Genomic DNA, 23,310 nt, shown 5'->3' on the forward strand with positions numbered 1-23,310 from the left:
CGCTCAGTCCGCGACCGGGACGGCCTCCGGCTCGGCCGCGGACTTCTCCGCCGTCCTCTCCCCGGCCGCCTTGCCCGCCTTGCGCTTGACGACCAGGAACGAGGTCAGGCCGATCAGCACCGCCGCGACCAGGCCCAGCCACGAGAAGCGCTTCAGCCAGGACTCGGCCACGACACCGACGTAGTAGATGACCGCCGTCGTACCGCCCGCCCACAGGATGCCGCCGAGGACGTTGGCGGTGAGGAACTTCCAGTACGGCATCCGCAGGACGCCCGCGAGGGGTCCCGCGAAGATGCGGAGGAGGGCGACGAAGCGGCCGAAGAAGACCGCCCACATGCCCCACTTCTGGAAGGAGCGCTCGGCGGTGGCGATGTGCGCCTCGCTGAAGTGCCTGGGGAACTTGCCGCCCAGCCAGGCCAGCAGTGGGCGGCCTCCCTTGCGGCCGATGGCGTAGCCGATCGAGTCGCCGATGATGGCGCCCGCGGTGGCGCAGGCACCGAGGATCACGGGGTCGATGTCGCCGTGCTGCGAGGCGAGCAGCGCCGAGGAGACCAGGATGATCTCGCCGGGCAGCGGAATGCCCAGGCTCTCCAGTCCGATGACGAGGCCCACCAGCAGATAGATGGCGAGCGGGGGCACCGTTTCGAGCCATTCCTGGACGTGCAACGCCGTTCCTCTCCTGAGCCGGGCCGTTCCCGGCGCGCGCTCGTCCGCGAGCGCGCGCCGGGGCAGCCTACCTGCTCACCGTGACACCCCGGCGTCCCAGAGGTCGCACTGGTGGTCCCGGTGCACGGTCGTGCTGACGGCGATGCCGCCCGCGGACGCGGTCCGCAGCGAGAGCACACGCTCCGGGCCGCCGCCCGGCATGCCGGGCTGTCCGTCGGCGCGCGGCACTCCGGTGCGCACGAAGGAGCCCCAGTACCGGACCAGCTGCCGCGAGAGCGCCTGCTGCTCGGCGTTCAGCGGGCTGGTCAGGCCGAAGTGCTTGAAGAGGTACTGCACCTCGTTCACATGGGTCGCGCCGAAGTCGAAGTCGGTGCCGAGGTCGCGCAGGGAGGCGAAGGGCGGGGAGGTGCGGTCGGCGAACTCGTACGTGTACACCGGGCCGCGTCCGGCGAGGGTGCCGTCCAGCCGGAGCGCGGGGCAGGCGAACAGCAGGTCGCCGAGGGCGGTGCCGAACGCGATCGTGGGGGTGGGATGGGCGGTGAGGGGGTAGCGGGCGAGGACCTCGTCGCCGAAGGCCGCCCGCATGACCTCCGGGTATTGCCCGGCCGTGAGCGGGCCGCCCGCCCCGTCGAACCGGGCGAAGGCGAACAGCCGCCCTTCGTCCAGGTTGGCGCCGTTCAGCACCGGCACCCCGGCCGCGGCGCCGGAGCCGAAGGCGGCCGTGGGCTGCTCGGGCAGGAAGGCGCCGCCGGTCACCGGCGCCCAGTCGAAGCCGCCCTGGGCGGCCAGGATCTCGGCGGAGGTCCTGCCGCGCAGACACGCCACGCTCGGACAGCCGAGCCGCTCGGCGAAGGCGGCGCCCTGCGCGACCGCCGTGTCGTGGGTCCGGGCGGCGCAGTCGTCGTAGGCGCCGCTCTGGACGATGCCCGCGCGGAAGAGTCCCTCGGCGGTGGGTGAGGCGAGCTGGGTGCAGACCGAGCGGCCGCCCGCGGACTCGCCCGCGATGGTGACGCGGCCCGGGTCGCCCCCGAAGCGGCCGATGTTGGCCCGCACCCAGCGCAGCGCGGCCTGCTGGTCGAGGAGGCCGAAGTTGCCGGAGACGCCGTCCGTAGCCTCGTCGTCGAGTCCAGCGGTGGCGAGGAAACCCAGCGCGCCGAGGCGGTAGTTGACGGTGACGACGACGGTGCCGGTCGTTCGGGCGAAGGTGTCGGGGACGATGTCCTGCCCGGCGCCCGCGGTGAGGCCGCCGCCGTGGAACCAGACGAGGACCGCGCGCCGGGCGGAGCCGTGGGGCACGTACACATTGAGGTCCAGGCAGTCCTCGGTGTGGCTGGGCCGCTCGTACCCGGGGTCCCAACTCACCGCCTGCACACACTTGTTGCCGAAGTCCCCCGCGTCACGCGCCCCTTGCCAGGCCCGGACCGGCCGCGGCTCCTTCCAGCGGAGCCCGCCGACCGGCGGTTCGGCGTACGGGACGCCGAGGAACTGCCGTCCCTCCGGGGTGACTTCGCCGCGTATCAGGCCCGCCTCGGTGCGGACCACCGGAGCCGAGGAAGCCTGCGCCGGAACCGGCAGCGTCATCGCGGCGGCGAGGGCCACCAGGGCTGTCACGGTCTTCCGTATCACCGCGTCACCTCCACGTTCGTCCGTGCCCGCAGATCACCCGCGGACGCCCCCACCCAGACGGTGCGCGGCCCGGTGCCCAGCACCCAGCTGTGCCGTTTCGCGTCCCACGACGACAAGGTGCGCACCGCGATCCGCACGGTGACCCGGCGCCGCTCCCCCGCGTCGAGCGCGAGCCGCCGGTAGCCGCCCAGCACCCGTACCGCCTGGTCAAGTTCCAGATCCGGAGAGCGGCCCACGTACACCTGTGGCACCGCGATCCCGGCCCGTCGGCCGGTGTTGCGGACGGTGAACCGCACATCGAGCCCGCCGCGGTGCCAGTGCGCCGAGATCTCCTGATAGGCGAAGGAGGTGTACGACAGCCCGTGCCCGAAGGGGAACAGCGGGCGCTCGTCCTCGGCGTCGTACCAGCGGTGTCCGGCGTGGATGCCCTCCGAGTAGACCTCGGTGCCGTCCACACCGGGGTAGCGGCGCGGGTCCCCGGCGACCGGGTGGTGGTCGTCGTCCACGGGGAAGGTCTGGGTGAGCCGGCCGCCGGGGTCGCTGTCGCCGAACAGCACGGCGGCGGTGGCGGCCGCGCCCTCCTGGCCCGGGTAGTACATCTGGAGCACGGCGCCGGTGCGGTGCAGCCAGGGCATCGAGGTGGCGGAGGAGGTGTTGAGGACGACGGTCGTACGGGCGTTCACCGCGGTCACGGCCTCGACCAGCGCGGCCTGGCGACCGGGCAGGGCGATCGTGGCACGGTCCTGGCCCTCGGTGGCGTCCTCGTAGGCGAAGAGCACCACCTGGCGGGCGGCGCGCGCGACGCGGACGGCCTCGGCGACGTCCTCGGCCCGGGTCGCGCTGGTGATACGGCGCAGCCGGAACTCCTGGCCGGTGTCCCCGCCCGCCGCGGTGATCTTCAAGGTGTGGGCGCCCTTGGTCAGTTGGAGCGCCTTGCGGCGCACGGAGAGCCCGTCGGGCGCCGTGGTGACATAGCCGCCCATGAAGTACTCGCCCCAGCCCGGCACCAGCGGGAAGAGCTCCTTGCCGTCGACGGACACCTTCGGGCGGATCGTCGGCGCGCCCGAGTAGTGCAGGACGAAGGTCCACTCGTCGTCCTCGGGAAGGGTGAGGGTGCCGTCGTAGGACCAGGTCCGCCCGGCCGCCACGCGCAGGTCCTCGCCGTCGAGGGCGGGACTGAACGCCGAGGCGGGGACGGGCTTGCCGAAGATGTCCTCGCCGAGGGCGTAGGTCACTTCGCCGCCGCGGGCCCGGATGGCGTCGAGGGGGCTGTCGGCCCGGTCGGGCACGACATGGGCGCTGCCGCCGCCGCTGACGAAGGGCAGCGCGCCGGTCTGGCCGATCACGGCGACGGAGCCGTGGGTCAGGGGCAGCGTGGCGCGCTCGTTGCGCAGCAGGGTGGCGCCCGCCTTGGCCACCTCCAGGGCGACGGCCGCGCCGGCCCGGGCGTCGCGTACGGGCCGTGGCGGCGCGCTGCCGTCGAGGAGACCGAAGCGGTCCAGCACGGCGAGGATCCGGCGTACGGCCCGGTCGACGTACCGCTCGGACACGCTGCCGTCGCGCACCGCCCGATTGAGCGCGGCGCCGAAGTGGGTGCCGTTCGGCATCTCCAGGTCCAGGCCCGCGGTGAGGGCCCTGCCGGTGCTGTGGGCGGCGAACCAGTCGGTCATCACCAGGCCCTGGAAGCCCCACTGTTCGCGCAGGACGTCGGTGAGCAGGGTCTTGTTCTCGCACGCGTAGGTGCCGTTGACCTTGTTGTAGGCGCCCATGACCGCGCCGGTCCCTGCGTCGACGGCGGCCTCGAAGCCGCGCAGCTCGACCTCGTGCAGGGTCTGTTCGTCGGCGCGCACGTCGACGGTGTCGCGGTCCTGTTCCTGGTTGTTGAGGGCGTAGTGCTTGACGGTGGCGACCAGGCCCTCCTCCTGGATGCCCTCGATCTCGGCGGCCACCAGATCGGCGGCGAGCAGCGGATCCTCGCTGAAGGTCTCGAAGTTGCGCCCGGCGTAGGGGGTGCGGATGAGGTTGACCATCGGGGAGAGCAGGACGTCCTGGCCGAGGGCGCGGCCCTCGTGGCCGATCACGCGGCCGTAGCGGCGGGCCAGTTCCGGGTCGAAGGCGGAGGCCAGCAGGACGGGGGCGGGCAGGGCGGTGGCGTGTGCGGTGACGCGGACGCCGGCCGGGCCGTCGGCCAGTCTGAGGGGCGGGATGCCGAGGCGCGGCACTCCGGGGACGTAGCCCGCCTGGCCGAGCGGGGCAGGGTCGGTGGCACCGTGCAGGAGGGAGATCTTCTCGTCGAGGGTGAGGTCGGCGAGGAGACCTTCGACGCGTCGGCCGGCGCTCGGGTCGGGAGCACTCTGGGCGTGAGCCCGGGCCGGTGGGGTCGGTCCGCCGGTCGCCGCCGCGGCGACGGCGATGGCGCCGCCGGTCAGCCGCAGGGCGGATCGCCGGGAAACAGTGTCGGTCATGACAGCCGTCACTCCTTCGGTGTGCGGGCACGACGATGTGAACCGCATGCGCGACGGCGCCCGGTCTGTGTTCGCCCTCTGAACGCACTATGCGCCCATCGGACTTGACACCCCGTGAGCAACGCCACCGGCGCGTCGGAAAAGTAGGACCGGAGGTGACTCGTGTCAATGACATGAGCAAAGTGGGCCACCCCGACCGGGGTGGCCCTGCGCACTAGGAGAGCAGCGAGTCGAGCGGTTCGGCGACCGCGGAGACGGTGTCCAGCGCGTCGGCCGCAGCCCGTGTCACCGGCTCCTTCCGCTCGGCGGGTTCAGGTTCTGCACGCTCGCCGACCTGGGCGACGCGTGTCTCGTACGCTTCCTGTCGCTTCTTCGGCTCGGGCGCCTTCTCCGACTCGGCCTCGGTTCTCGGCTCGGCGCTCGCCTCGCCGCCGAGATGCCAGTGCTGGCGCGCGGATCCGTCCCGCTCGACGACGGTCACGGCCCGGTCGTCGTCGCCGGGCGCCACGGCCACGTCCTCGCCGCCGCGGAGCAGGAGTTCACCGTGGACGGTGAGGTCGTAGCGCACCTCGCCGGTGGGGGCACCTCCCACGCCCTTGAGGCTGTGGGGGAGGACCAGGCAGTCGGCGAGCACGACGAGCCCGTCGTCGGTGTGGGTCTCCAGGCAGAGCCCGGGGTCGGCGCCGCTGCGGAGCAGACCGTCGTCCCGGTACGACCACTGCTGCGACCCGGCGGCCGAGCACCCCGCGAGCACGGTCGCCGCACCGGCCCGGGGCACTCCGCCCTGGAGGTCGAGGCAGAGCCCGGTGCCGAGGTTGCGGAGCCGGCCCCGGCCGACTTCGCCGGTACCGCCCTCCGCGGCGGCCGAGGCGGGGCCGGGCGTCGCGGCAGCGGTGACGGCACTGGGGGCGCCCCAGGTGGCGTGCGGGTCGGGGACACCGTTGTCATCGGACCAGCCGCGGTTCACCAGCACGGTGGCGAGCAGGGCGAGGCTGGTCAGGCCGACCCCGACGACGGCCCTCTTCCGGCCGCGGGGCAGGACCAACGGCCGCCGCTGGGCGGGCCGGTGGCGTCCGCCCCGGGAAAGGGCGGGCCGCCTGGGGTGTTCCGGGGCGCGACCGGGGCGTGAGTCCAGATAGCGCCGGGCGCCCCAGCCGAGGACCGTCTCGGCGAGCAGTTCCTCCAGGCCACCTTCGAAATGGCTGAGCTGTTCCGCCGCGTGCCGGCAGTAGCGGCACTCCGTCAAGTGCCGCTGGACATCGGGGAGAAGGGCGCCGCCCCGGCGGATCGGGACATCGAGGAGGCGGTTGTAGTAGCGGCATTCCCGGGTGGGGGCGAGTTCATGGTGGGCGCGGACACAGGCGGCGCGGAATTGTTCGCGCGCCTGGTCCAGTGCGGCCCGCGCGGTCATGGTGTCGACGCCCGACAGACCGGCCGGTACGGTTATCGGCTCCGCCTCGACCTCGGTATGCCACAACAGGCATTGGGAAGCCCCCGGAAGGGCCTGGAACGCGTACTCGGCGAGCCGTCGCCTTTCCGGCGTCACCGATCTCGCCGCGCGCAGCCCACGGGCACCGGTCGTTTTGCGGAGTTCCGGAAGTACGGCGGAAGTCCTTTCGTCCGCCGCCCACTCCTTGACCGTGTCCCGTACGGCCATGAGGAGTTGCGGGCGCAGTGCGCCGCCCGACGGTTTGCCGAGCACCCGGTGAAAGGCGGCCGCGGTCACCATCGTGGCGGGGCTTCCCGTCGTGGCCAGGCAGATCACGGCGTACTCGTGGGCGGCCCGCCAGTGCCGTGCCATCAGCAGCGGGACGCCGTCGGCGGCGGTGCCGGGCGGTCCGATCCGGGCGACGAGATCGCGATCGGAGTCAGCGGGGCGCACTCCGGTCGTGGGCGGGTACGGGGGGCGTGGGGGGTTGGCGGATGGCACTGAACCGATTCCTTCCAAGCCGCTGGACGACAGTCGGAATGGCCGTCAGGGGGCGCTCACTTTCGCACAACCGACTCACAGGTAACAAGGAGTTCGACCGGCCACAGTTCAAGGCCCAAGGAATTCAGAATAGTTACCGCCGGTATCCGCACCGGCATTCGAACTTGCGGTCCGAACCATTCCCAAGTTGTGCGCACGGCAAGGCGATCGGCACACGGAATCTCCAGAAATGACGAAGGAGGGCCCCGGGCAGGGGCCCTCCTTCGACCGGTGTCGCTCAGCTGTTGGGGCGCAGCGTCCACACCACCGTCATCTCGGTGGTGACGGCGCCGTCCTCCCGCTGGATGGCGACGGTCACCGGGAACTCCGGGCGCTTGCCCGAGTCGAGTTCGGCGACGACCTCGGCTATCGGCCGGCCCAGCGTCGCGGTGGCCGTGACGGGGCCGAGGGCGATCTTCTTGAACGCGATCTCCGCGGTCACCGGCAGCGGCACCGCCCGGGACAGCTGGTCCCCGAAGGCCGCGAGCACGATGGCGCCGCTGGCCGACTCACCCAGCGTGAACATCGCACCGGCGTGCGGCCCACCGACGTGGTTGCGGTACTCGCTCTGGTCGGGCAGCACCAGTACGGCCTTCTCCGGACTGGTCTCCCGGTACTCCAGGTTCAGCGTCCGAACCATCGGCACGGTGGCGGCGAGCAGCTCGCCGATAGACATCTGATCTGCGCTCATGGCGGCATGTTACCCACGAGTAGCCTGCACTGGCCAGATTCCGGCCATGATCGTCAGTTCTGGCGCGAGTCATCCGGCCAGGACCCGCCGTCGATTGCTACGTCCCTGACAAGCCCCGGTGACCGAATCGTGTCCGAGGCGCCGCTAGGGTTGCTGCCCATGTGGCCAGGACAGCAGCCGCCCGGGGGCGAGCAGAACCCGCAGCAGCAGAACAATCCGTACCAGCAGCCGGGGTACCAGCAGCCGAATCCGTATCAGCAGCCGGGCTATCAGCAGCCCAGCCCCTATGCGCAGCAGCCCCAGGGGCAGCCGGAGTGGGGCGCGCAGACCGCCGTGGGGGCGCCGACGGGCGGTGGCGGAGGTGGCAACCGGACCAAGCTGATCGCGATCGTGGCGGCCACGGCCGTGGTCGTGGCCGCCGGTGTCACCGGCGCCCTGGTGCTGGGCAGCGGCGACAAGGACGACAAGGCGGACGGCAAGTCCTCCCCGAAGCCGACCGTGAGCAAGTCGGCCGAGCCGAGCCCGACCGAGTCCGGGGAGTCGCGCGGCAACGACGAACTGAAGCCGACCGTCGAGGGCTGGAAGGTCGTCGTCAACCCGCGCTTCGGCACGATGTTCGACGTGCCCGCCGACTGGGAGATCGACAGCACCGACACCAGCGTGGGCTTCGAGTGGGAGGAGAAGGACGGCAAGCTCGACCGCACCACCGTCACCGCTCCCGCCTACCTCAAGTCCAAGTGGTGCACGGTCGACTCCGACAAGGACGGCCGCACCGAGGACACCGCTCTGGTCACCGCCGGCACCCGCGGTGAGAGCGGCGCCAAGGACCTGGACGAGGCCGCGGAGACCCGGGTGCCGTGGTGGATCTTCGGCGGCTACACCCAGCCGGACCGCAAGAGCGTGAAGTACGACAAGCCCAAGGCGTACACCACGACCTCCGGCCTGGTGGGCAGTGTCGCCACCGCCCGCTCGGAGAACACCCCGCAGAACGGCAAGTGCGACAGCGAGGGCAAGGCGATTACCTTCGCGTTCGAGAACGGCGCGGGCGACTACGTCACCTGGAACCTCTTCGGCGCCAAGGGCGTCAAGGAGGAGATCCCGGAGGCGACGGTCCAGAAGATCCTCAGCACCGTACGCCTCACCGAGGCCATGCCGACCGACACGTAACGGCAGGCCGCGGGGCCGATAACGCACAGGAATTCGACTTGGCAAGTCGGCCCCGCCCCGGTGATAGTCGCGAGGTGAAGCCCACCGCCCCGCTCCGCCGCCCGACCTGGGCGGGCCGCAACTACTCGCTGCTGACCGCCGCCGCGGTCGTCACCAACCTCGGCAGTCACGGCGCGCTCATCGCCGCCGCGTTCGCCGTGCTGGAGACCGGCGGCGACGGCGGCGACGTGGGTCTGGTGGCGGCTGCGCGCACCCTGCCGCTGGTGCTCTTCCTGCTGATCGGCGGCGCGGTCGCGGACCGGCTGCCCCGGCACCGGGTGATGGTCGCGGCCAACGCCCTGAACTGCGTGTCCCAGGGGGCCTTCGCGCTGCTGGTCCTGACCGGCGAGCCCCGGCTGTGGCAGATGATGCTGCTCACCGCGCTCGGCGGCACCGGCCACGCGTTCTTCTCCCCCGCGGCCGAGGGCATGCTGCTGTCGTCGGTCAGCGGCGAGCAGGCCAGCCGCGCCTTCGCGGTCTTCCGGATGGCCATGCAGGGCGCGGCGGTGGGCGGTGCCGCCCTCGGCGGCGCCATGGTCGCCGCGATCGGTCCCGGCTGGGTGCTCGCGGCCGACGCGGTCGCCTTCGCCCTCGCCGGATCGCTGCGCGCCTTCCTCGACGTGGGCCACATCGCGCCGCGCACCCCGGGCGGCGGCCTCCTCGCCGACCTCCGAGAGGGCTGGCGCGAGTTCACCGGCCGGACCTGGCTGTGGGCGGTCGTCGTGCAGTTCTCCATCGCGAACGCGGTGGTGGCCGCGGCGGACGCGGTCTACGGCCCGCTCGTCGCCCGGGACCATCTGGGCGGCGCCGGACCCTGGGGCCTGGCGCTCGGCTTCTTCGGCGCGGGCACGGTCGCGGGCGCCCTGCTGATGACCCGCTGGAAGCCGCGCCGGCTGCTGCTCGCCGGCACCCTGTGCGTCTTCCCGCTGGCCCTGCCCTCCGCCGCCCTGGCGATCCCGACCTCGGCCGGGATCCTGTGCGCCGTGATGTTCGTCACCGGCGTGACCCTGGAGGTCTTCGGTGTCAGCTGGATGACCGCCCTCCACCAGGAGATCCCGGAGGACAAGCTCTCCCGGGTCGCCGCCTACGACTGGTTCGGCTCGGTCGCCCTGGTGCCGCTGGCGACCGCCCTCGCGGGACCGGCGGAGCTGTCCTTCGGCCGGACCCCGGCGCTGTGGGGCTGCGCCGTGCTGGTCGTCGTGGTCACGGCGGCGGTGCTGTGCGTCCCGGACGTCCGGAACCTGCGCCGCCGCACGAAGCATGTCGCCGCGGCCGCCGCGCAGCCGTCAGCCGATGCTGAAAGCCCCGTCCGGGGGCTCGGGTGAGGGCACGGCGTCCTCGTCCCGTACCGGTCGCGCACCACCGATGAACTCCCGCAGCCCCGGCCCGTGCTCGACCCGGGCCGGGAAGGCGTCGGAGGCGGTGAGCCGGGTCAGGGCGGCGAGGTCGACGGGCTGGTGCGAGGCCACCAGCACCGCGTTCCCGAACCGCCGCCCGCGCAGCACACCCGGCTCCGCGATCAGCGCAGGCTCCTCGAACACGGCCGCGAAGGTGGCCAGTTGGGACCGCAGAAACGCGAACGGCGCCGCATCGGCGAGGTTGGCGAGATAGACGCCGCCACCGCGCACCACCCGCTCGGCCTCCCGCGCATAGGCGAGGGAGGTGAAATGCGCCGGTACCCGGGACCCGCCGAAGACGTCGGCGACGAGCACGTCGGCGGAGTCGTCGGGCGCCGCCTCCAGCCAGGCACGCGCGTCCCCGGCGTGCAGCCGAATCCCCTCAGGCACCGGCAGATGCTCGACCACCAGCTCCAGCAGCCCCCGGTCGGCCTCGACGACGTCCTGCCGCGAGCCGGGCCGGGTGGCGTCCACATACCGCGGCAGAGTCAGCGCGCCGCCCCCGAGATGCAGCACGTCCAGGGCCACCCCCGGCTCGTCCACCACGTCCAGCACATGCCCGAGCCGCCGCGCGTACTCGAACTCCAGATGAGTCGGCTCATCCAGATCGACATAGGACTGCGGCGCCCCGTCGACGGTCAACAACCAGGCCCGCTCCCGATCGACATCGGGCATGAGCTTGGCGGTGCCGTGATCGACGGGCCGGCTGACGGGGATGGCTTCGTTCACCACTCCATTGTGCGTGGCGGCAGGTACCGGCCAGGGGCGCGGGACTGTATCGACATGCGGCTCCGCCGCGCGGGCTACCGGCCCCCACAGGCCGGCAGCCCCCACGAAACAACAAGCCGCACTCACACCACGGCGGTCACGGTCCCCGCTCCGACAGTCCGTCCCCCTTCGCGGACGGCGAACCCGAGCCCTGGCTCCAGCGGAACCTCCCGCCCCAGCTCAACGGTCATCGTGACCGTCTCACCGGGCCGGGCGACCGCGACCTCCCCCAGATCGATGTCCCCGACCACATCCGCCGTACGGATGTAGAACTGCGGCCGGTAACCGGAGGAAACCGGAGTCGCCCGCCCGCCCTCACGCGCCGACAGCACATAGACCCGCGCCGTGAACCGCCGCCGCGGCACCACGCTCCCCGGCGCCGCGACGACATGCCCGCGCCGGACCGCGTCCCGTGGCACCCCCCGCAGCAGCAGCGCCACGTTGTCCCCGGCCTGCGCCTCCTCCATCGGCTTGCCGAAGGTCTCGACGCCGGTGACGACGGTCTCAACACCGGCCCCGAGCACCTCGACCCGGTCCCCGACCCGCACGACGCCCCGCTCGACGGCGCCCGTGACGACCGTCCCCCGGCCGGTGATGGTGAGCACGTTCTCGACGGGCAACAGGAACGGCGCGTCCACATACCGCTCCGGCATCGGAACGTATGTGTCCACCGCGTCCAGCAGCGCCTCGACGGAGGCCGTCCACTTCGGGTCCCCTTCCAGGGCGCGGAGCCCCGAGACCCGTACGACCGGCGCGGTGTCACCCCCGTAGCCGTGCGCGGTGAGCAGGTCGCGGACCTCCAGCTCGACGAGTTCGACCAGCTCCTCGTCCGCCGCGTCCGCCTTGTTCAGCGCCACGACCACATGGTCGACGCCCACCTGCCGGGCGAGCAGCACGTGTTCTGCGGTCTGCGGCATGATCCCGTCGAGCGCGGAGACGACGAGGATCGCCCCGTCGAGCTGCGCGGCGCCGGTGACCATGTTCTTGACGTAGTCGGCGTGGCCCGGCATGTCGATGTGCGCGTAGTGCCGGGTGTCGGTCTCGTACTCGACGTGCGCGATGTTGATGGTGATGCCGCGCGCGGCCTCCTCCGGCGCCCGGTCGATGCGGTCGAACGGGACGAAGGTGCCGGAGCCACGGCCGGCCAGGACCTTGGTGATGGCGGCGGTCAGGGTGGTCTTGCCGTGGTCGACATGGCCCATGGTGCCGATGTTGAGATGCGGTTTGGTGCGGACGTAAGCCGTCTTGGACATGGCGGTACCTCGAAGCGTCAGAAGTGGCGGTGGGACCCCGGGAACCGGCCGACCCTCCCCCTGCGGGGTCCGCCGGACGATCCGGAGAGGGTCAGCTTCGGGCGCCGTCGACAGCGGCCAAAAAGACGGGGACGGCAGCCTTCGGGGCATCCGCGACCGCGGATGCTGCGAGAAGGAAGGCGTGCCGGAACATGAGGTCGATCATCGTCGACGCGGTGTCCGACGTCGAATGGTTTTCGCCGGTACGGGAGTTCAGGCGCCGTCGTTCCTCAGGCGCCGATGTTCTTGAGGGCTTCGCGTACCGAAAGCGGTGCGAAGCATCCCTTCTCCCGCACGAGGAAGTCCCGTACGGCCGCCGGGTCGGTCTTGGCGTACTCGCGCAGGGCCCAGCCGATCGCCTTGCGGATGAAGAAGTCCGGGTGCGCGGACTGGCGCAGGCAGTAGGCGAAGAGGCGGTCGGCGTCGGTGTGCTCCTTGTAGCGGAGCTGGTGGAGCAGGGCGGTGCGGGCGATCCACAGGTCCTGGTCCGCGCTCCAGGCGTCCATGTCGGCGGCGAGCTTGCGGTCGGCGGCGACGAGGGCGCCGACGACATGCGCGGCGAGCAGGTCGACGGTGTCCCACCAGGGGATCGTCGAGACCAGGTGCCGGGTCACAGGCAGGAAGGCGGAGGAACAGCGTCCGGCGTGACGGCGCAGATAGTCCACGGCGAAGTACTGGTACTCCCGCTCGGGCAGCCGCCAGCAGCGCAGCGCGACGGCCGTGCAGTCGGCCTCGTCCGGCCGGGGCGTGCCCTCCAGGACGGTGCGGGACAGGGCGCGGCGGACCGGCGTGGTGAGGCCGAGGAAGGGCGACACGTCCTTCATGTACGCCCGCATGGGCCCGGCGCGCTCCGGGTCGGCAGCGGCGCCGTAGGCAGCGGTCAGCCGGTCCAGCAGGGTGTCGGCGAGGGCGCTGTCCGGGACGTCCAGGGTTCCCGCACCTGTCACGCTCATGAGACGAACCATACGGCGATCACACACATTTGTCGGTTAGTGTCACCGGATGCTTGGCGTCCAAGAAAACACCGACTTGTAGGGCGTAAGCAAATCCGCAGGTAGGCGGGGGCGTCTAGACAGTGCCCTCAGCACGAAACACCCCGCCGCCCGGTGGGGCTTCCGGACCTCAGATGCGGCGGGGTGTTTTCTTGCTGCGGGTGACCCTGCCCATCCGCCACGGGGGAAGCGGACGGGCAGGGCCGGTCTGGGGCGTCAGGTCGTGTACTCCAGATCCGTCACGGCCGCTCGGCGGACCAGGCGTGCCAGCGCGTCCATGTCGAGCTGGCCGAGGAACTCCATCAGCGTCTGCCTGGTCTCGGCCAGGCGGCCGACGAGTATCGGCTCCTCCAGGTCTGCGGGGAGGATCACGCGACGGAACTCTGGCTGCTCGATGGCTTGCGCGATGAGCCGTTCCGCGACCCAGAGTGGTGTGCGCTCCCGGATGGCGAAGGTGAGATGCAGGCTGGGCTCGGCGTGGCCCAGGGCGTGCGGGTTGTGGACCCAGCCGCGGGGCATCAGCAGCGTCTGACCGGCGGTCAGTTCGATCGTGAGGTCCGGCCCGGTCTCCTCCCATCGCGGGATGAAGTCGTCGCGCCACACGCGGAACGACTCGCCCCACTCGCGCATCGGATCGGAGATCACCGGCTTCCACAGCTGCCAGGTCTTGGCCCCGGCTATCTGCACGATGACGCCCATTTGCTGGTCCCAGTGGTGCAGCAGCCCCTGCTCGCCTCCGGGGGTGAGGAAGGCGGACATGTAGTTCGAGTAGCCGGTCTCCCATTGGATGCCCTGTGACAGGCGGTGAAAGAACGGCAGCCAGCGCTGCAAGTTCCCGAACCGCACGGTGTGTCCCTGGCTCACAAGTCGCCGCAGCTTGATCGGATCGGTGCGGCCGTTCGTCAGGAACGCGCTCCGGTTGGAGGGTCCGGCCTTGACGACGGCGATCTCGTCGGGCGGGGCGCAGCCGGTGTCGATGAGGTCGGCGACGTAGTCCAGGCTCATGACCTGGTCCACCTCGGTCCGGCCACGCTCGTACACGCGGGGCGCGTCGGGCCAGGTAGTGACGAGGTCGGCTACCCCCTCTGGGGGCAGGAGTAATTCGAGTGACACGAGGATGTCTCCTCACGGGTCATGCGGGTGGCAGCGGACAGGCGATGTCCGGGTGGAAGAGGTTGGGACAGCACACGACCGAGGCGGAGAACAGTCCGCGGGCCTGGGTGTGATGGACCCAGGCGACGTCGACTCCCCGGGGGAGAACGTCGTACGCGTAGGCCAGTTTCACGTCCAGGGCGACGTAGGCCCGCTTGCCGTCGGTGCGTTCGAACGGCGGGGTCGTGGTGTAGACGCCCTTGAGCCACTCGACGGCGTCGGTGATGTCCGTCCAGGTGCGGGCGCGGGCCGCCTGCCCTCGCTTCAGGAGCCAGTGTCCGCTCATCAGTGGGGGCACGCTGCCGGTGGCGAACTCGCTGGCGGCCTCGCGGTACCGGGTCGCGTGGTCGGAAGAGGGGTCGGGCTGGATCGCATGTGCGGGCCGCCGGTTGCCCTCTTTGGCGTACGTGTCCGGGGAGCCGACCCAGGGGCCGAAGCCGTGCCAGTGACCAGCCCAGGTCTGGCTGGTCAGTGCCTGAAGCTCGGATGTAGCGGTCATCGTGTCCTTCCGAGACGGGCCGCCCCGCGCGCAGAGGCGGCCCGCAATGTGCGTGAGGTGAGCGGTCAGCCTAAAGCGCCAAGCCCCGGGCCTTGGCCCACTCGATGGCGAACGAGTCGAGCTCCGGACCGCTCATGCAGAGGCGAATTCCGGCGCCCTGGGGCTTGGAGTCGCCGACGGCGAACGCGTCCACGGCACCCGCGAGGGGGGTGGTGGTCAGGCAGGTCTCGTTGTCGCCGCCGAGGTTGCCGCCGCACCACTTCTCCGCCGTGGCGTCGGTGGCTGCGTGCAGCTCGTACAGGTTGGGTGTGGTCATCGTTGACCTCCAGTGGTCTTACGTGCGGAGAGGCGGTCTCCTGGCCGTTGTGCACCCGCTCTGGGGCGGGGGTTCGTGGGAGGTGCGACCCTGGCCCGCGGTCGCCGTGGGACCCCTGTTCGCCGGGGAAGGGCGGCGCCGATCAGCGCAGGCGAACGGAGTTGACGCACCGCTCGTGGATCCGGCCAGAGACGGCCGCCCCGCCCGTCGGGCTGCCCCGGTCATATGGCTGCGTCGCTTCATCCGGCTTGAAGGGCTGGTCGCAGGCCAGGCACACGCGGATGCCAGCCAACGCCTCGTAGTGGTCGCAGAGCGCCAGCAACGACCTGCCGAGCTTGCGCACGTAAGCGGCGGCATCAGACGGCATCAGCACAGGGCCAGCGTCCAGCTTGCCGCGTGCCTCGCGGACACAGGCGAGCGCGACGTAGCGCGGGATGTCGTCGGCTGACTGCTTCTCGGCGGCCCGCTCGACTTCAGCGATGAGCATCTGTACGCCGTGGCGCAGGGTGTCGGTCAGCACCTCCAGCGTGGCCCGGTCGGTGGGAGTCGCCTCGGGCGGGAGGACCTCGGCGACGTTCGCGCGCATCGTGGCGATGTCCACCGGCGGGGCATCCGTGGCGCCAGGCGGCTCGGGCGTGGTCACGACTCGGCCTCGCTGTCGTCCTCGTCGGTCAGGCACCCGGCCGCCATGACGAACGTCTGCACGTCGGATGTTCTGCACAGCCAGCCCGGCCGGGTCAGGGGCACCGCCCAGTACGAGACCGAGGCAGCCTCCTCCAGCACCGTCAGATCGGTGCGCGGCACACCCAGGTAGGTGCCGTCACCGAGGCAGGACGCGGCCGGCGCCCGCCAGTCCTTGGCGGTGCCGGGCGGAACGAGGGCGTAGTAGCGGCGGCCCTGCGGGTCGTGGATGACGGGGCGGCCGTTGAAGATCCAGCCGAGCCAGTTGCTCACGATGGCCGGGCTGCTGGCTTCGGCGATGGCGTGGATGAGGTGCTCGGGGATGCGGACCGCGTCGAAGAGCTTCCCCAGCGGGAGCAGAGCGAGTCTGGCGTCGCTGTCCCACTCGCCATGTACCGCGCTGGGCAGTGGGTGCGCGGCGGCGAGCCACGCCTCAACTGCCTGTGATCGCTGTGGACTCGGTGGTGCCAATGCCCCTCTCGGGGCCGTACTGTTCGTCATGTCGACGCTCCCTCATAGTTTCGAGCGTTGGCCACTCCCGGGGCCGTGTCGCGCGGTCGCCGGGGTCGACTTCGAGCAATCGCTGACGTCGCCAGCGCTTCTGAGTAGCGTTTCTTGTACGGACCGTCAGGCACAGCCATTGCATGTCCGCTCCCGTCCGCACACCTGCGGACACCGCGGACGGGGGAGCACCATGACGCAGGAATCGTTCGGCGCAGCCCTCCGGCGCCTCCGTGGCAGCCGCTCCGTCCGGGACGTCGCCCTGCTGGCCAGCTGCGGCAAGAGCTACGTCTCTGACCTGGAGCTCGGCAAACGGTGGCCCACTCCGGAGATCGCACTCGCGCTCGATCGGGCGCTCGGCGCAGACGGCGAGTTGACCGCCTTAGCCGAGGTGCGCCCGGGTGACGGCGCGCTGGCCAAAGCCGACGCATTGCAGCGCGGCCTGAGCGAAATGCTGGCGGCTGGCCCCATGACGGACGCGAGCCTGGACGAGTGGGAGTTCACGGTCGCCATGCACGGCCGGGCCACTCGCTACCGGCCGGAGTCCGAACTTCTGGCCGAGCTGGTGGAGCACTTTCAGGACCTGCGCCTGGTCATGTCCCACCGCCACCCGGCGCATGTGCGGAAGCAGCTCACCATCACGGCAGCGCAGCTGTCCGGCCTCATGGCCTTGACTCTCCTCAAGCTGGGTGACAGCCGCTCCAGGTCCTGGTGGCGGACCGGCCGTTCCGCGGCCGCCGCGGCGGACGACCGGGCGACCCTGTCCTGGATCTACGCGCAAGAGGCGTATCAGCTCTACTACGGCGGAGACCTGTTCGGGGCAGTCGAACTGGCCTGCCGAGCGCAGCACTTAGCCGGAGGGCTCCCGTGCACGGGAGCCGCTCTTGCAGCGCCCTTGGAAGCACGTGCTCACGCCCTGCTCGGTGCGGCCGAGCAGACCAGTGCAGCTCTGGCGTCCGCCGAGGCCGCGCTCGAACGACTGCCCTCGCCGGACCGCATCGGCAGCGCGTTCGGCTACAGCGAGAGCCAGCTCCGCTTCCACGCCGGGAACGCCTGGACCCACCTCGGCCAGACGCAGCGCGCGGCAGCCGAGCACTCCCGCGCGCTGGAGCTCTACCCGGCCACCGACCACACGGACCTCGCGCTCCTCCGCCTCGACCAGGCCATGTGCGTAGCCCTGGACGGTGACCCAGCCAGCGCCGCAGCACACGCCACCCAGACGATCATCGGCCTGCCCCCACAGCACCGCTCCGCCCTGATCATCTATCGGGCCCGCGACGTTGCGGCTAAGGTGCCCGGGGCACGAGGGGAATCAGAAGTGCGGGTGTTGCACGAGCTGTTGGCGCTGCCCGCAGGCGAGAGGGGTAGCAGCGGTGCAGATCGAGAAGGCGGCTGAGGCGGACGCCAAGCTCCTGGCGGGACTGCTCGGAGAGGTCGAATCCTACTACGGAGGCACGGACACGCCCGCCGACGAGGACCAGGTCCGCGCCGCTCTCTTCGGCCCCCAGCCGGTCGCCACCGTGCTCATCGCGCGTGACGGCGACGACGTGCTGGGTTTCGCGTCGTACAGCTTCCTCTGGCCGGCGGCCGGGGCTGACACCTCGATCTACCTCAAGGAGCTCTTCGTCCGGGCGCCGCACCGTCGACGAGGCGTCGCTGGAGAGCTGATGAACGCCGTACGGTACGCAGGCCGAGCAGCCGGCTGCTCGCGCCTGGAGTGGACGGCGGACGCGGATAACCCTCCCGCGCTCGACTTCTACGAGGCGCTCGGGGTCGCGACCCACCAGGGGAAGGTCTTCTACCGCCAAGCCCTGTGAACAGACGACCGGCCTCTGCCGCCCGAGGGTGGCAGAGGCCGTGTCGTTGAGTCCACCCGGGGGAGTGAACCGGCGGCCCACCGCCCCTGGGAGAGCCGACCCCATGAGGTGGGCGCCGGTGGGACGGTGGGCGACCACAATGCGCCTCGCTGGCCGGAATGCGCAATACATCGGACGCGGCAATATGATCCGTGCCTGTGGCAAACATCCCCGATGAGTTGATCAAGCTGGAACGATCCGCCGAGGCCGAGCGCGCGAAGCTCACCGGCCTGGACGGCGACGAACACGCAGCACAGTGGCGCCAATGGGCCAGCGCAGCCGAAGCCTTCCAAGGCGCAGTCACCGAGTACGCCGCACGCGACGACGTCACCCTGTCCCGGCACGAGGTGGAGCAGGCTGCGAAGAAGGCCGTACGGCACGGCGAGCCGGAGACCATCGAGTAACCCGATCACAGGAGAAGGCCCCTGCCGCCGAAGCAGCAGGGGCCAGTTCTGTCCGTCCACAGGGCGAGGGTCAGCGGCTGGAGAGGCGGTACTCGTCAGTGGGCGGCACGTCCTCGGCGGCGCTGACGACGTCGTCGAATTCGTCGTCCTGCGGGGCCGGAGGCTCTTCATCGTGGTCCATGCCGACAGAATTGCAGACGGTCCAGTCTCCTCCAGCCGGGCCGTCAACACGCCGCCTGTCGCTTCATCGACAAAGTAGTGCTGTCGCCGGGGTGGTCACTCCGTGATGCTGGCCGAGCGGGCCCGCCATCCCGCGACCATGTGGTCACGGCAGGCGTCAATCCAACGAGGCCCCAGCCCGGGCAGTGGGACCAGCCTTGTGGACGTCGCCGGGCGGCCGCACGCCGAGCAGGGCTTGCGGGTGGGCGCGTCAGGCCAGACCCGTGCCTGCCAGCCGGGCGCGTGCAGCAGGTCGGCCGGACCGGGGTCCAGACCGACCGGGTCGACGCCGAGCACGGCGAGTGCCGCCAGCTCCGCCTTGTCCCGCTGCGACAGCATGCCCGCCTCCCCCGTCGGCCCTCGTGGTGTCGACGGACACCGTACAACCTAGAATCGAACACGTGAACGATCCAGGCCCTCCGAGACTCGCCCTGCTCCGCTTCCTGGAGCGCGTGCAGGAGCAGGACCTGGAGCGCACCCGCCGATGGATAGCTCAGGAAGAACGGCGCGAGGCCGAGCGCCAGCGCGGCATCCAGGCCCGGCCGCCAGCGCCTGACTGGCTCATCGAGCAGTCCCTCAGCCGTGACACCCCACCCGTCTACGTCCACGTCGGCGACTGCCACATGGCCGGCAAACGCTCGAAGCCCGTGACCCGGGAAGTGGCACTGCGGGCCCTCGCGGAGCGAGTGGACCCGTGCCCCCACTGCAATCCGGACGCGCTCCTGGGCTTCGTCGACTGACCTGCGCGGATGCGGCTCAGGGCTGCCCGGATCATCCTGAAGCCATGCCCGGATCACGCCCCGTGATCGTCTACCCGCCCGACGAGGACGGCGGCCGGCGGGTGCGTATGGACGGGGTGATCCTCGGCCGCGCCTTCAGCGTCCGCGACGTCACCGAATTCCTCCGCCGAGCAGGCCTGGAGAGCTGGGACCAGGTTGATGTGGGCACATCCGAGCTGATCGAGTGGCGAGGCGGCGGGCCGGACGTCTGGCACCGCTGATGGGCGCGCCCGGGGTTACCTTCGGACACATGGGCGAGGCACCAAGACGCATCCCTCCGACGACGGACCGGATGTCCGCCGCGCTGATGCTGGACTGCTCCCCTGAGCAGATCGGGCCATGTGCCCGCTGCCAGGGCCTGACAGTCCGGTACGAGCGGCACGCTCAGCCTGTGTGCGCCTCCTGCCAGACCAGCGAAACGAAGCAGGAAGCCCCCGCCGCCCGAAGGCGGCAGGCGCTCAGGGGTTCATGACATCGACTAGATACAACGAGGTAGGTCGTACTCGATACACGCTTGCATGTCGTACTCGATACATGGTCTCCTGATGCCATGGCGAACATCCGGCTCACCAAGCCGACCATCGCCGTCCTGGAGACACTGATCTCCGCGACGGACGACGCCCCAGCGTGGGGCCTCAGCATCTGCCGAGACGCCGATCTCGGACCCGGCACCGTCTATCCCATCCTCGATCGGCTCGCCGAACGCGGCTGGGTAGCCAGTCGCGAGGAGACGGCTCCGCACCCAGGGCGTCCCGCTCGTCGGTTCTACGAGCTCACAGGCACCGGGCGCCTGCAGGCTAACCAAGCCCTAGAAGCGCGGAGAGTCCGTCGCCTCGGGCTTGGACTACTGGGTGGCGCCTCGTGAATGCCCACCCGCACCCCATGACGATCGCCTGGTCTGGCGATGCCAGGCTCGGTTGCTCCTACCTGAGTCGAAGCGATGAAGTCCTGATCGATAGCGCTGTTCGGCAACTCGCCGAAGGCAAGTCACCGACATGTCGTTCCCACCGTATCGATTTCCTGGACGACACGGAGGTACATGAACTCTGGGTGACGGAGCACCTGTTCATCTCCGCATGGGCACAAGGTCCGCTGCTGCGCGTAAGGAACGTAGCGGACAGTCGGGAGGATGACGAAACATACTGGCCAGCCGTCCCAAGCCCGCCGCCGCTGGACAGCGCACTGACACGATCGGCCAACACGGCGATTGGCGTGGCCGCACGTATCGCAGGTCGAGCGCGCTCTCACCTACACCGCGAGTGGGTAACGATTCTCCAGGGCATGCCAGAGGAAGGCATCACCTTCTCGCCGCGACGGCAGCTTGTCCTGGCACTCGGCTTCCTACTTGCAGCCGCACGTCTACGCTCACACGATGGTGTGCGCCCCCTGTGGCGACCGGTCGACTGGCTCCTACGCGTCCCATCTCGTGCGAACGGGCTCATCGCAACGGTGATTGGCGCTCAGGCGATCTATATCGTGGGCGACGATGGTCTGGGCGCCCTCGCGACCTCCGTTTGGGAGCCCTGCGGCATTGCTGCGGCGGCGCTGTACGCCTTGGTTCGGTGGCTCCGCCGCGTCCGGGGCATCGAGTTGGCGACAGTCGAGAGATTGCAGGCGAGTAGCCAAACGGAGTAGGCCCCCACCGCCTGACGGCAGCGGGGGCCAGTAGACGATCTGTAGTCGTCTGTAGACGGTACGGCCGGGTCAGTTGAGGAACAGGGCGATCACCGCTGCGACCAGGCCGCCGACAGCGACCAGTGCGCCGATCTGCGCGAGAGGCCAGCGGCCCTTCTTCAGCTCGTTGACCTCTGTGCGCAGTTCGTCCATCTCCTTCTCCATGTCGGCCTTGAGTTGGCGGAGGTCGGCATCGGTGCGAGTGGTCCGCTCGACAAGGACGTTCAAGATGCCCTTGATGCTCTCCAGCCCCGTGTTGATCTCCCCTCGTAGCTGGGCGAGTTCGACCGCGACGTTCACCGTCGGGTCCGGGGGCGCCGTCATGCCTGGTCCTTCGGCTCCTGCCGGTTCGGGACCTTCCAGACGACCCCGAGCGCACCGAGCGTCAGCAGGACGGCAGTGACTCCCTCGCCCTGGGTGACGACGCCGTCCTGCATGGCGGTGCCGAGTGATCCGGCGCCGGCCATGATGGCGGCGACGACTGCCTTGGCGTAGTGGGACACCTTCATGTGGGCCGTCCCCTACTCGGCCAGCCGTGCGGCCAGCTCGGCGGCCAGCAGCGGGGCGACCTTCGCGGCGAGGGCGTCCAGGTCGACGCCTCCGACGGACAGCGCGTCGATCTTGCGGTCCACGTCGGCGAGGCGCCCTTCCACGCCCCGGATCTTGGTGGTGAGGCCGACGATGTGGGTGCCCAGCGACCAGTAGTGGTTCGGGTCGTTGGGGTCGTCCGAGTAGTCGGGGGCGTCCTTCGGTGCCTTCCAGATGCCGTCCTTGCTCGCGAGCAGCTGGATGTCGGCAACAGTCAGGGCCATGTCGTCTTCTCCTTCCCATGCTCCGGCCGGGAGGGCCAGGCATGTGGCGAGGTCGCTGCGGAAGTTCTTCATGTCGAAGCCGCGGGGGTCCGGCTTCCAGTCCGACCACTCCAGGTGGCCGATAGCGCTCTTCGCGCTCCAGCCGTGCGCCCGGCAGATCCCGGCGGTGGCCTTGACCATGGCGATGTACTGGACGCGCGGCCACGGGTCTTGGCCGTCGCCCTCGTTCTCGCACTCCCACCCGTAGAACCGGCCGTTGCCGTCCACCGCGCCCGCGCTGCCCTCGTGCTCGTTCGTGGGCGGCGGGTAGGAGCCGTACGACTCGTTGACGACAGCGGTGAGGACGTCGGGGTCCCCGCCTCCGGCGTGGTTGGCGCGGCCGTTGCCGGTGAGGTGAACGCGGCCGTTCTTGGTGATGCAGCCGGTGGCCAGCGGTCCAGGCAGGGCGCTGTGACCGTTGAAGATGAGGCCGACGACATCGGTCCCGGGCCCGGTGACGGTGTGGTGGACCATCACCCCGTTCACGGGACCCCAGGGGCCCTTGTGGTTCCGGTTGTTGGTGCGCCAGCCGCTGACCTCGTGGACGTCGCAGCCCTCGGCACGCAGGGCTGCCACCAGCTGGTCGGCGGTGAGGGGGGCGGCCATGGCTCAGCCCTCCGATCTCGGGCGGGTGTCGAGGCCGAGGACCTTCCGGGCGATCGCCTCCGCGGCAACTTCCCAGGCCGAATGGATGGAGGGGCCGAGGTCGTCCCAGGCGGGCATCGGCTGGCCGCGGTAGTTTTTGCCGCCGGTGGAGCGGCCGTACGCCGTGTACGCGGTCTTCGCGAGTTCCGTCGGGTCGTGGCGGGCCATCACGCACCACGCTCGGGTCGGGCGTCGTGGAAGCTCCGCGCCGCTTGAAAGCTCTCGCTGGTCTCGCCGCCTCCGCTCACGGAAGCGACGACGGACGCCCACGTATCTGCGTCCAGCGTCACCGCCTGGTGAGCGCCGGGGCCGATGCTGTCCGGCGCGAGGATCCGCACTGAACCGTCGTCCTCGCGGCGGAAGAACCAGTTGTCGCGGGCGTGGAACCCCTTGTTGTCCACGGTCATGACCTCACCGGCCAGGCCCAGGTGCCGGGCTCGTCGCCCTCGTGGCGGGAGTTAGCCCAGTGGGTGTCCTCGCCGTCCGGGTTGGCGACGTCGGCGGGGTTGCCGGGGAAGGTCCGTACGACGACGGCCGGATAGCGGTCGCCCTCACGGACGAAGTTGCCGGTGACGCCGTGGTGGGCGCGCTGCTGGGTGATGTGCCGGGCGTCGTCCTCGGACAGCCCGTACATCACGATGCGGCCGGGGGTGGGGACCAT

The 23,310-nt window shown here is 70.8% G+C and carries 29 protein-coding genes; 9 read left to right on the forward strand and 20 right to left on the reverse strand.

Annotation, left to right across the window (positions count from 1 at the left end; genetic code table 11):
• Window positions 1-3: 3 nt before the first annotated feature.
• The 5 genes from STRCI_RS06120 to STRCI_RS06140 all read right to left on the reverse strand — a co-directional run bounded on the left by STRCI_RS06120 (window position 4) and on the right by STRCI_RS06140 (window position 7,402).
• Complete coding sequence (locus STRCI_RS06120) at window positions 4-666, reverse strand: DedA family protein (RefSeq protein WP_269657816.1); 663 nt, start codon at window positions 664-666, stop codon at window positions 4-6.
• A gap of 75 nt (window positions 667-741) precedes the next feature.
• Entirely contained in the window at window positions 742-2,292 is a 1,551-nt protein-coding gene (locus STRCI_RS06125; RefSeq protein WP_269657817.1) for a carboxylesterase/lipase family protein, read from the reverse strand.
• Window positions 2,289-4,757, reverse strand: a complete 2,469-nt coding sequence (locus STRCI_RS06130; RefSeq protein ID WP_269657818.1) for a beta-glucosidase family protein — start codon at window positions 4,755-4,757, stop codon at window positions 2,289-2,291. Before STRCI_RS06130 ends, STRCI_RS06125 begins: the two co-directional genes overlap by 4 nt.
• Window positions 4,758-4,971: 214 nt before the next feature.
• Window positions 4,972-6,558, reverse strand: coding sequence for an RICIN domain-containing protein (locus STRCI_RS06135; RefSeq protein WP_418953454.1), 1,587 nt, complete (start codon window positions 6,556-6,558; stop codon window positions 4,972-4,974).
• A gap of 406 nt (window positions 6,559-6,964) precedes the next feature.
• Entirely contained in the window at window positions 6,965-7,402 is a 438-nt protein-coding gene (locus STRCI_RS06140) for a DUF4442 domain-containing protein (protein ID WP_269664498.1), read from the reverse strand.
• 174 nt (window positions 7,403-7,576) lie between these two features.
• Here STRCI_RS06140 and STRCI_RS06145 point away from each other — a divergent pair, with 174 nt between their 5' ends.
• The gene (locus STRCI_RS06145; RefSeq protein ID WP_269657820.1) at window positions 7,577-8,584 is read left to right on the forward strand and encodes a DUF8017 domain-containing protein; all 1,008 of its coding nucleotides are present in this window, start codon (window positions 7,577-7,579) and stop codon (window positions 8,582-8,584) included.
• Window positions 8,585-8,622: 38 nt separating this feature from the next.
• The gene (locus tag STRCI_RS06150) at window positions 8,623-9,948 is read left to right on the forward strand and encodes an MFS transporter (RefSeq protein ID WP_418953314.1); all 1,326 of its coding nucleotides are present in this window, start codon (window positions 8,623-8,625) and stop codon (window positions 9,946-9,948) included.
• Here the strand turns inward: STRCI_RS06150 and STRCI_RS06155 are convergent.
• The 8 genes from STRCI_RS06155 to STRCI_RS06190 form a co-directional block, all read right to left on the reverse strand.
• Window positions 9,910-10,749 (reverse strand): spermidine synthase, encoded by an 840-nt coding sequence (locus tag STRCI_RS06155; protein WP_269657822.1) that lies wholly within the window; start codon window positions 10,747-10,749, stop codon window positions 9,910-9,912. The genes STRCI_RS06150 and STRCI_RS06155 overlap by 39 nt on opposite strands.
• Window positions 10,750-10,871: 122 nt before the next feature.
• On the reverse strand, window positions 10,872-12,041 hold the full coding sequence (tuf, locus tag STRCI_RS06160) for an elongation factor Tu (RefSeq protein WP_269657823.1): 1,170 nt from the start codon (window positions 12,039-12,041) through the stop codon (window positions 10,872-10,874).
• Window positions 12,042-12,310: 269 nt separating this feature from the next.
• Complete coding sequence (locus tag STRCI_RS06165) at window positions 12,311-13,033, reverse strand: DNA alkylation repair protein (RefSeq protein ID WP_269657824.1); 723 nt, start codon at window positions 13,031-13,033, stop codon at window positions 12,311-12,313.
• Between the two features lie 255 nt (window positions 13,034-13,288).
• Window positions 13,289-14,185, reverse strand: a complete 897-nt coding sequence (locus STRCI_RS06170; protein ID WP_269657825.1) for a JmjC domain-containing protein — start codon at window positions 14,183-14,185, stop codon at window positions 13,289-13,291.
• A 19-nt stretch (window positions 14,186-14,204) separates the two neighbouring features.
• Window positions 14,205-14,723: a hypothetical protein gene (locus STRCI_RS06175; RefSeq protein WP_269657826.1), complete on the reverse strand. Its 519-nt coding sequence runs from the start codon at window positions 14,721-14,723 to the stop codon at window positions 14,205-14,207.
• A 70-nt stretch (window positions 14,724-14,793) separates the two neighbouring features.
• Complete coding sequence (locus STRCI_RS06180; protein ID WP_269657827.1) at window positions 14,794-15,039, reverse strand: DUF397 domain-containing protein; 246 nt, start codon at window positions 15,037-15,039, stop codon at window positions 14,794-14,796.
• Window positions 15,040-15,181: 142 nt separating this feature from the next.
• A complete protein-coding gene (locus tag STRCI_RS06185) occupies window positions 15,182-15,682 on the reverse strand; it encodes a DUF6415 family natural product biosynthesis protein (protein WP_269657828.1) in 501 nt (166 codons plus the stop codon).
• Window positions 15,679-16,221 (reverse strand): hypothetical protein, encoded by a 543-nt coding sequence (locus STRCI_RS06190; protein WP_269657829.1) that lies wholly within the window; start codon window positions 16,219-16,221, stop codon window positions 15,679-15,681. The genes STRCI_RS06185 and STRCI_RS06190 overlap by 4 nt, the downstream gene beginning before the upstream one ends.
• A 193-nt stretch (window positions 16,222-16,414) precedes the next feature.
• Here STRCI_RS06190 and STRCI_RS06195 point away from each other — a divergent pair, with 193 nt between their 5' ends.
• From STRCI_RS06195 to STRCI_RS06205, 3 genes are all read left to right on the forward strand, one after another.
• The gene (locus STRCI_RS06195) at window positions 16,415-17,617 is read left to right on the forward strand and encodes a helix-turn-helix domain-containing protein (protein ID WP_269657830.1); all 1,203 of its coding nucleotides are present in this window, start codon (window positions 16,415-16,417) and stop codon (window positions 17,615-17,617) included.
• Complete coding sequence (locus STRCI_RS06200) at window positions 17,595-18,038, forward strand: GNAT family N-acetyltransferase (protein WP_269657831.1); 444 nt, start codon at window positions 17,595-17,597, stop codon at window positions 18,036-18,038. Before STRCI_RS06195 ends, STRCI_RS06200 begins: the two co-directional genes overlap by 23 nt.
• 197 nt (window positions 18,039-18,235) lie before the next feature.
• The gene (locus tag STRCI_RS06205) at window positions 18,236-18,481 is read left to right on the forward strand and encodes a hypothetical protein (protein ID WP_269657832.1); all 246 of its coding nucleotides are present in this window, start codon (window positions 18,236-18,238) and stop codon (window positions 18,479-18,481) included.
• 276 nt (window positions 18,482-18,757) lie between these two features.
• On the opposite strand, the gene STRCI_RS06210 is transcribed toward STRCI_RS06205, so the two are convergent.
• Window positions 18,758-19,039, reverse strand: a complete 282-nt coding sequence (locus STRCI_RS06210; RefSeq protein ID WP_269657833.1) for a hypothetical protein — start codon at window positions 19,037-19,039, stop codon at window positions 18,758-18,760.
• 62 nt (window positions 19,040-19,101) lie between these two features.
• Between STRCI_RS06210 and STRCI_RS06215 the strand changes: the two genes are divergently transcribed.
• The 4 genes from STRCI_RS06215 (at window position 19,102) to STRCI_RS06230 (ending at window position 21,114) form a co-directional block, all read left to right on the forward strand.
• Window positions 19,102-19,440, forward strand: coding sequence for a DUF6233 domain-containing protein (locus STRCI_RS06215; protein WP_269657834.1), 339 nt, complete (start codon window positions 19,102-19,104; stop codon window positions 19,438-19,440).
• Between the two features lie 44 nt (window positions 19,441-19,484).
• The gene (locus STRCI_RS06220) at window positions 19,485-19,700 is read left to right on the forward strand and encodes a hypothetical protein (protein WP_269657835.1); all 216 of its coding nucleotides are present in this window, start codon (window positions 19,485-19,487) and stop codon (window positions 19,698-19,700) included.
• Between the two features lie 329 nt (window positions 19,701-20,029).
• Window positions 20,030-20,344 (forward strand): PadR family transcriptional regulator, encoded by a 315-nt coding sequence (locus tag STRCI_RS06225; RefSeq protein WP_269657836.1) that lies wholly within the window; start codon window positions 20,030-20,032, stop codon window positions 20,342-20,344.
• A 17-nt stretch (window positions 20,345-20,361) separates the two neighbouring features.
• On the forward strand, window positions 20,362-21,114 hold the full coding sequence (locus STRCI_RS06230) for a hypothetical protein (protein WP_269657837.1): 753 nt from the start codon (window positions 20,362-20,364) through the stop codon (window positions 21,112-21,114).
• A 69-nt stretch (window positions 21,115-21,183) separates the two neighbouring features.
• On the opposite strand, the gene STRCI_RS06235 is transcribed toward STRCI_RS06230, so the two are convergent.
• Genes STRCI_RS06235 through STRCI_RS06260 form a run of 6 tightly spaced genes read right to left on the reverse strand, consistent with a single transcriptional unit; the run spans window position 21,184 to window position 23,310 of the window.
• Window positions 21,184-21,477, reverse strand: coding sequence for a hypothetical protein (locus STRCI_RS06235; protein WP_269657838.1), 294 nt, complete (start codon window positions 21,475-21,477; stop codon window positions 21,184-21,186).
• Window positions 21,474-21,662: a hypothetical protein gene (locus STRCI_RS06240; protein WP_269657839.1), complete on the reverse strand. Its 189-nt coding sequence runs from the start codon at window positions 21,660-21,662 to the stop codon at window positions 21,474-21,476. The genes STRCI_RS06235 and STRCI_RS06240 overlap by 4 nt, the downstream gene beginning before the upstream one ends.
• Window positions 21,663-21,674: 12 nt before the next feature.
• Complete coding sequence (locus STRCI_RS06245) at window positions 21,675-22,610, reverse strand: peptidoglycan recognition protein family protein (RefSeq protein ID WP_269657840.1); 936 nt, start codon at window positions 22,608-22,610, stop codon at window positions 21,675-21,677.
• Between the two features lie 3 nt (window positions 22,611-22,613).
• Window positions 22,614-22,817 (reverse strand): hypothetical protein, encoded by a 204-nt coding sequence (locus STRCI_RS06250; protein ID WP_269657841.1) that lies wholly within the window; start codon window positions 22,815-22,817, stop codon window positions 22,614-22,616.
• Window positions 22,817-23,056, reverse strand: a complete 240-nt coding sequence (locus STRCI_RS06255) for a hypothetical protein (protein ID WP_269657842.1) — start codon at window positions 23,054-23,056, stop codon at window positions 22,817-22,819. The genes STRCI_RS06250 and STRCI_RS06255 overlap by 1 nt, the downstream gene beginning before the upstream one ends.
• Window positions 23,053-23,310 carry a hypothetical protein gene (locus STRCI_RS06260; protein ID WP_269657843.1) on the reverse strand — a complete coding sequence of 86 codons (258 nt, stop codon included), beginning with the start codon at window positions 23,308-23,310 and terminating at the stop codon, window positions 23,053-23,055. Before STRCI_RS06260 ends, STRCI_RS06255 begins: the two co-directional genes overlap by 4 nt.

It is taken from the genome of Streptomyces cinnabarinus (assembly GCF_027270315.1).
Lineage (GTDB): Bacteria > Actinomycetota > Actinomycetes > Streptomycetales > Streptomycetaceae > Streptomyces > Streptomyces cinnabarinus.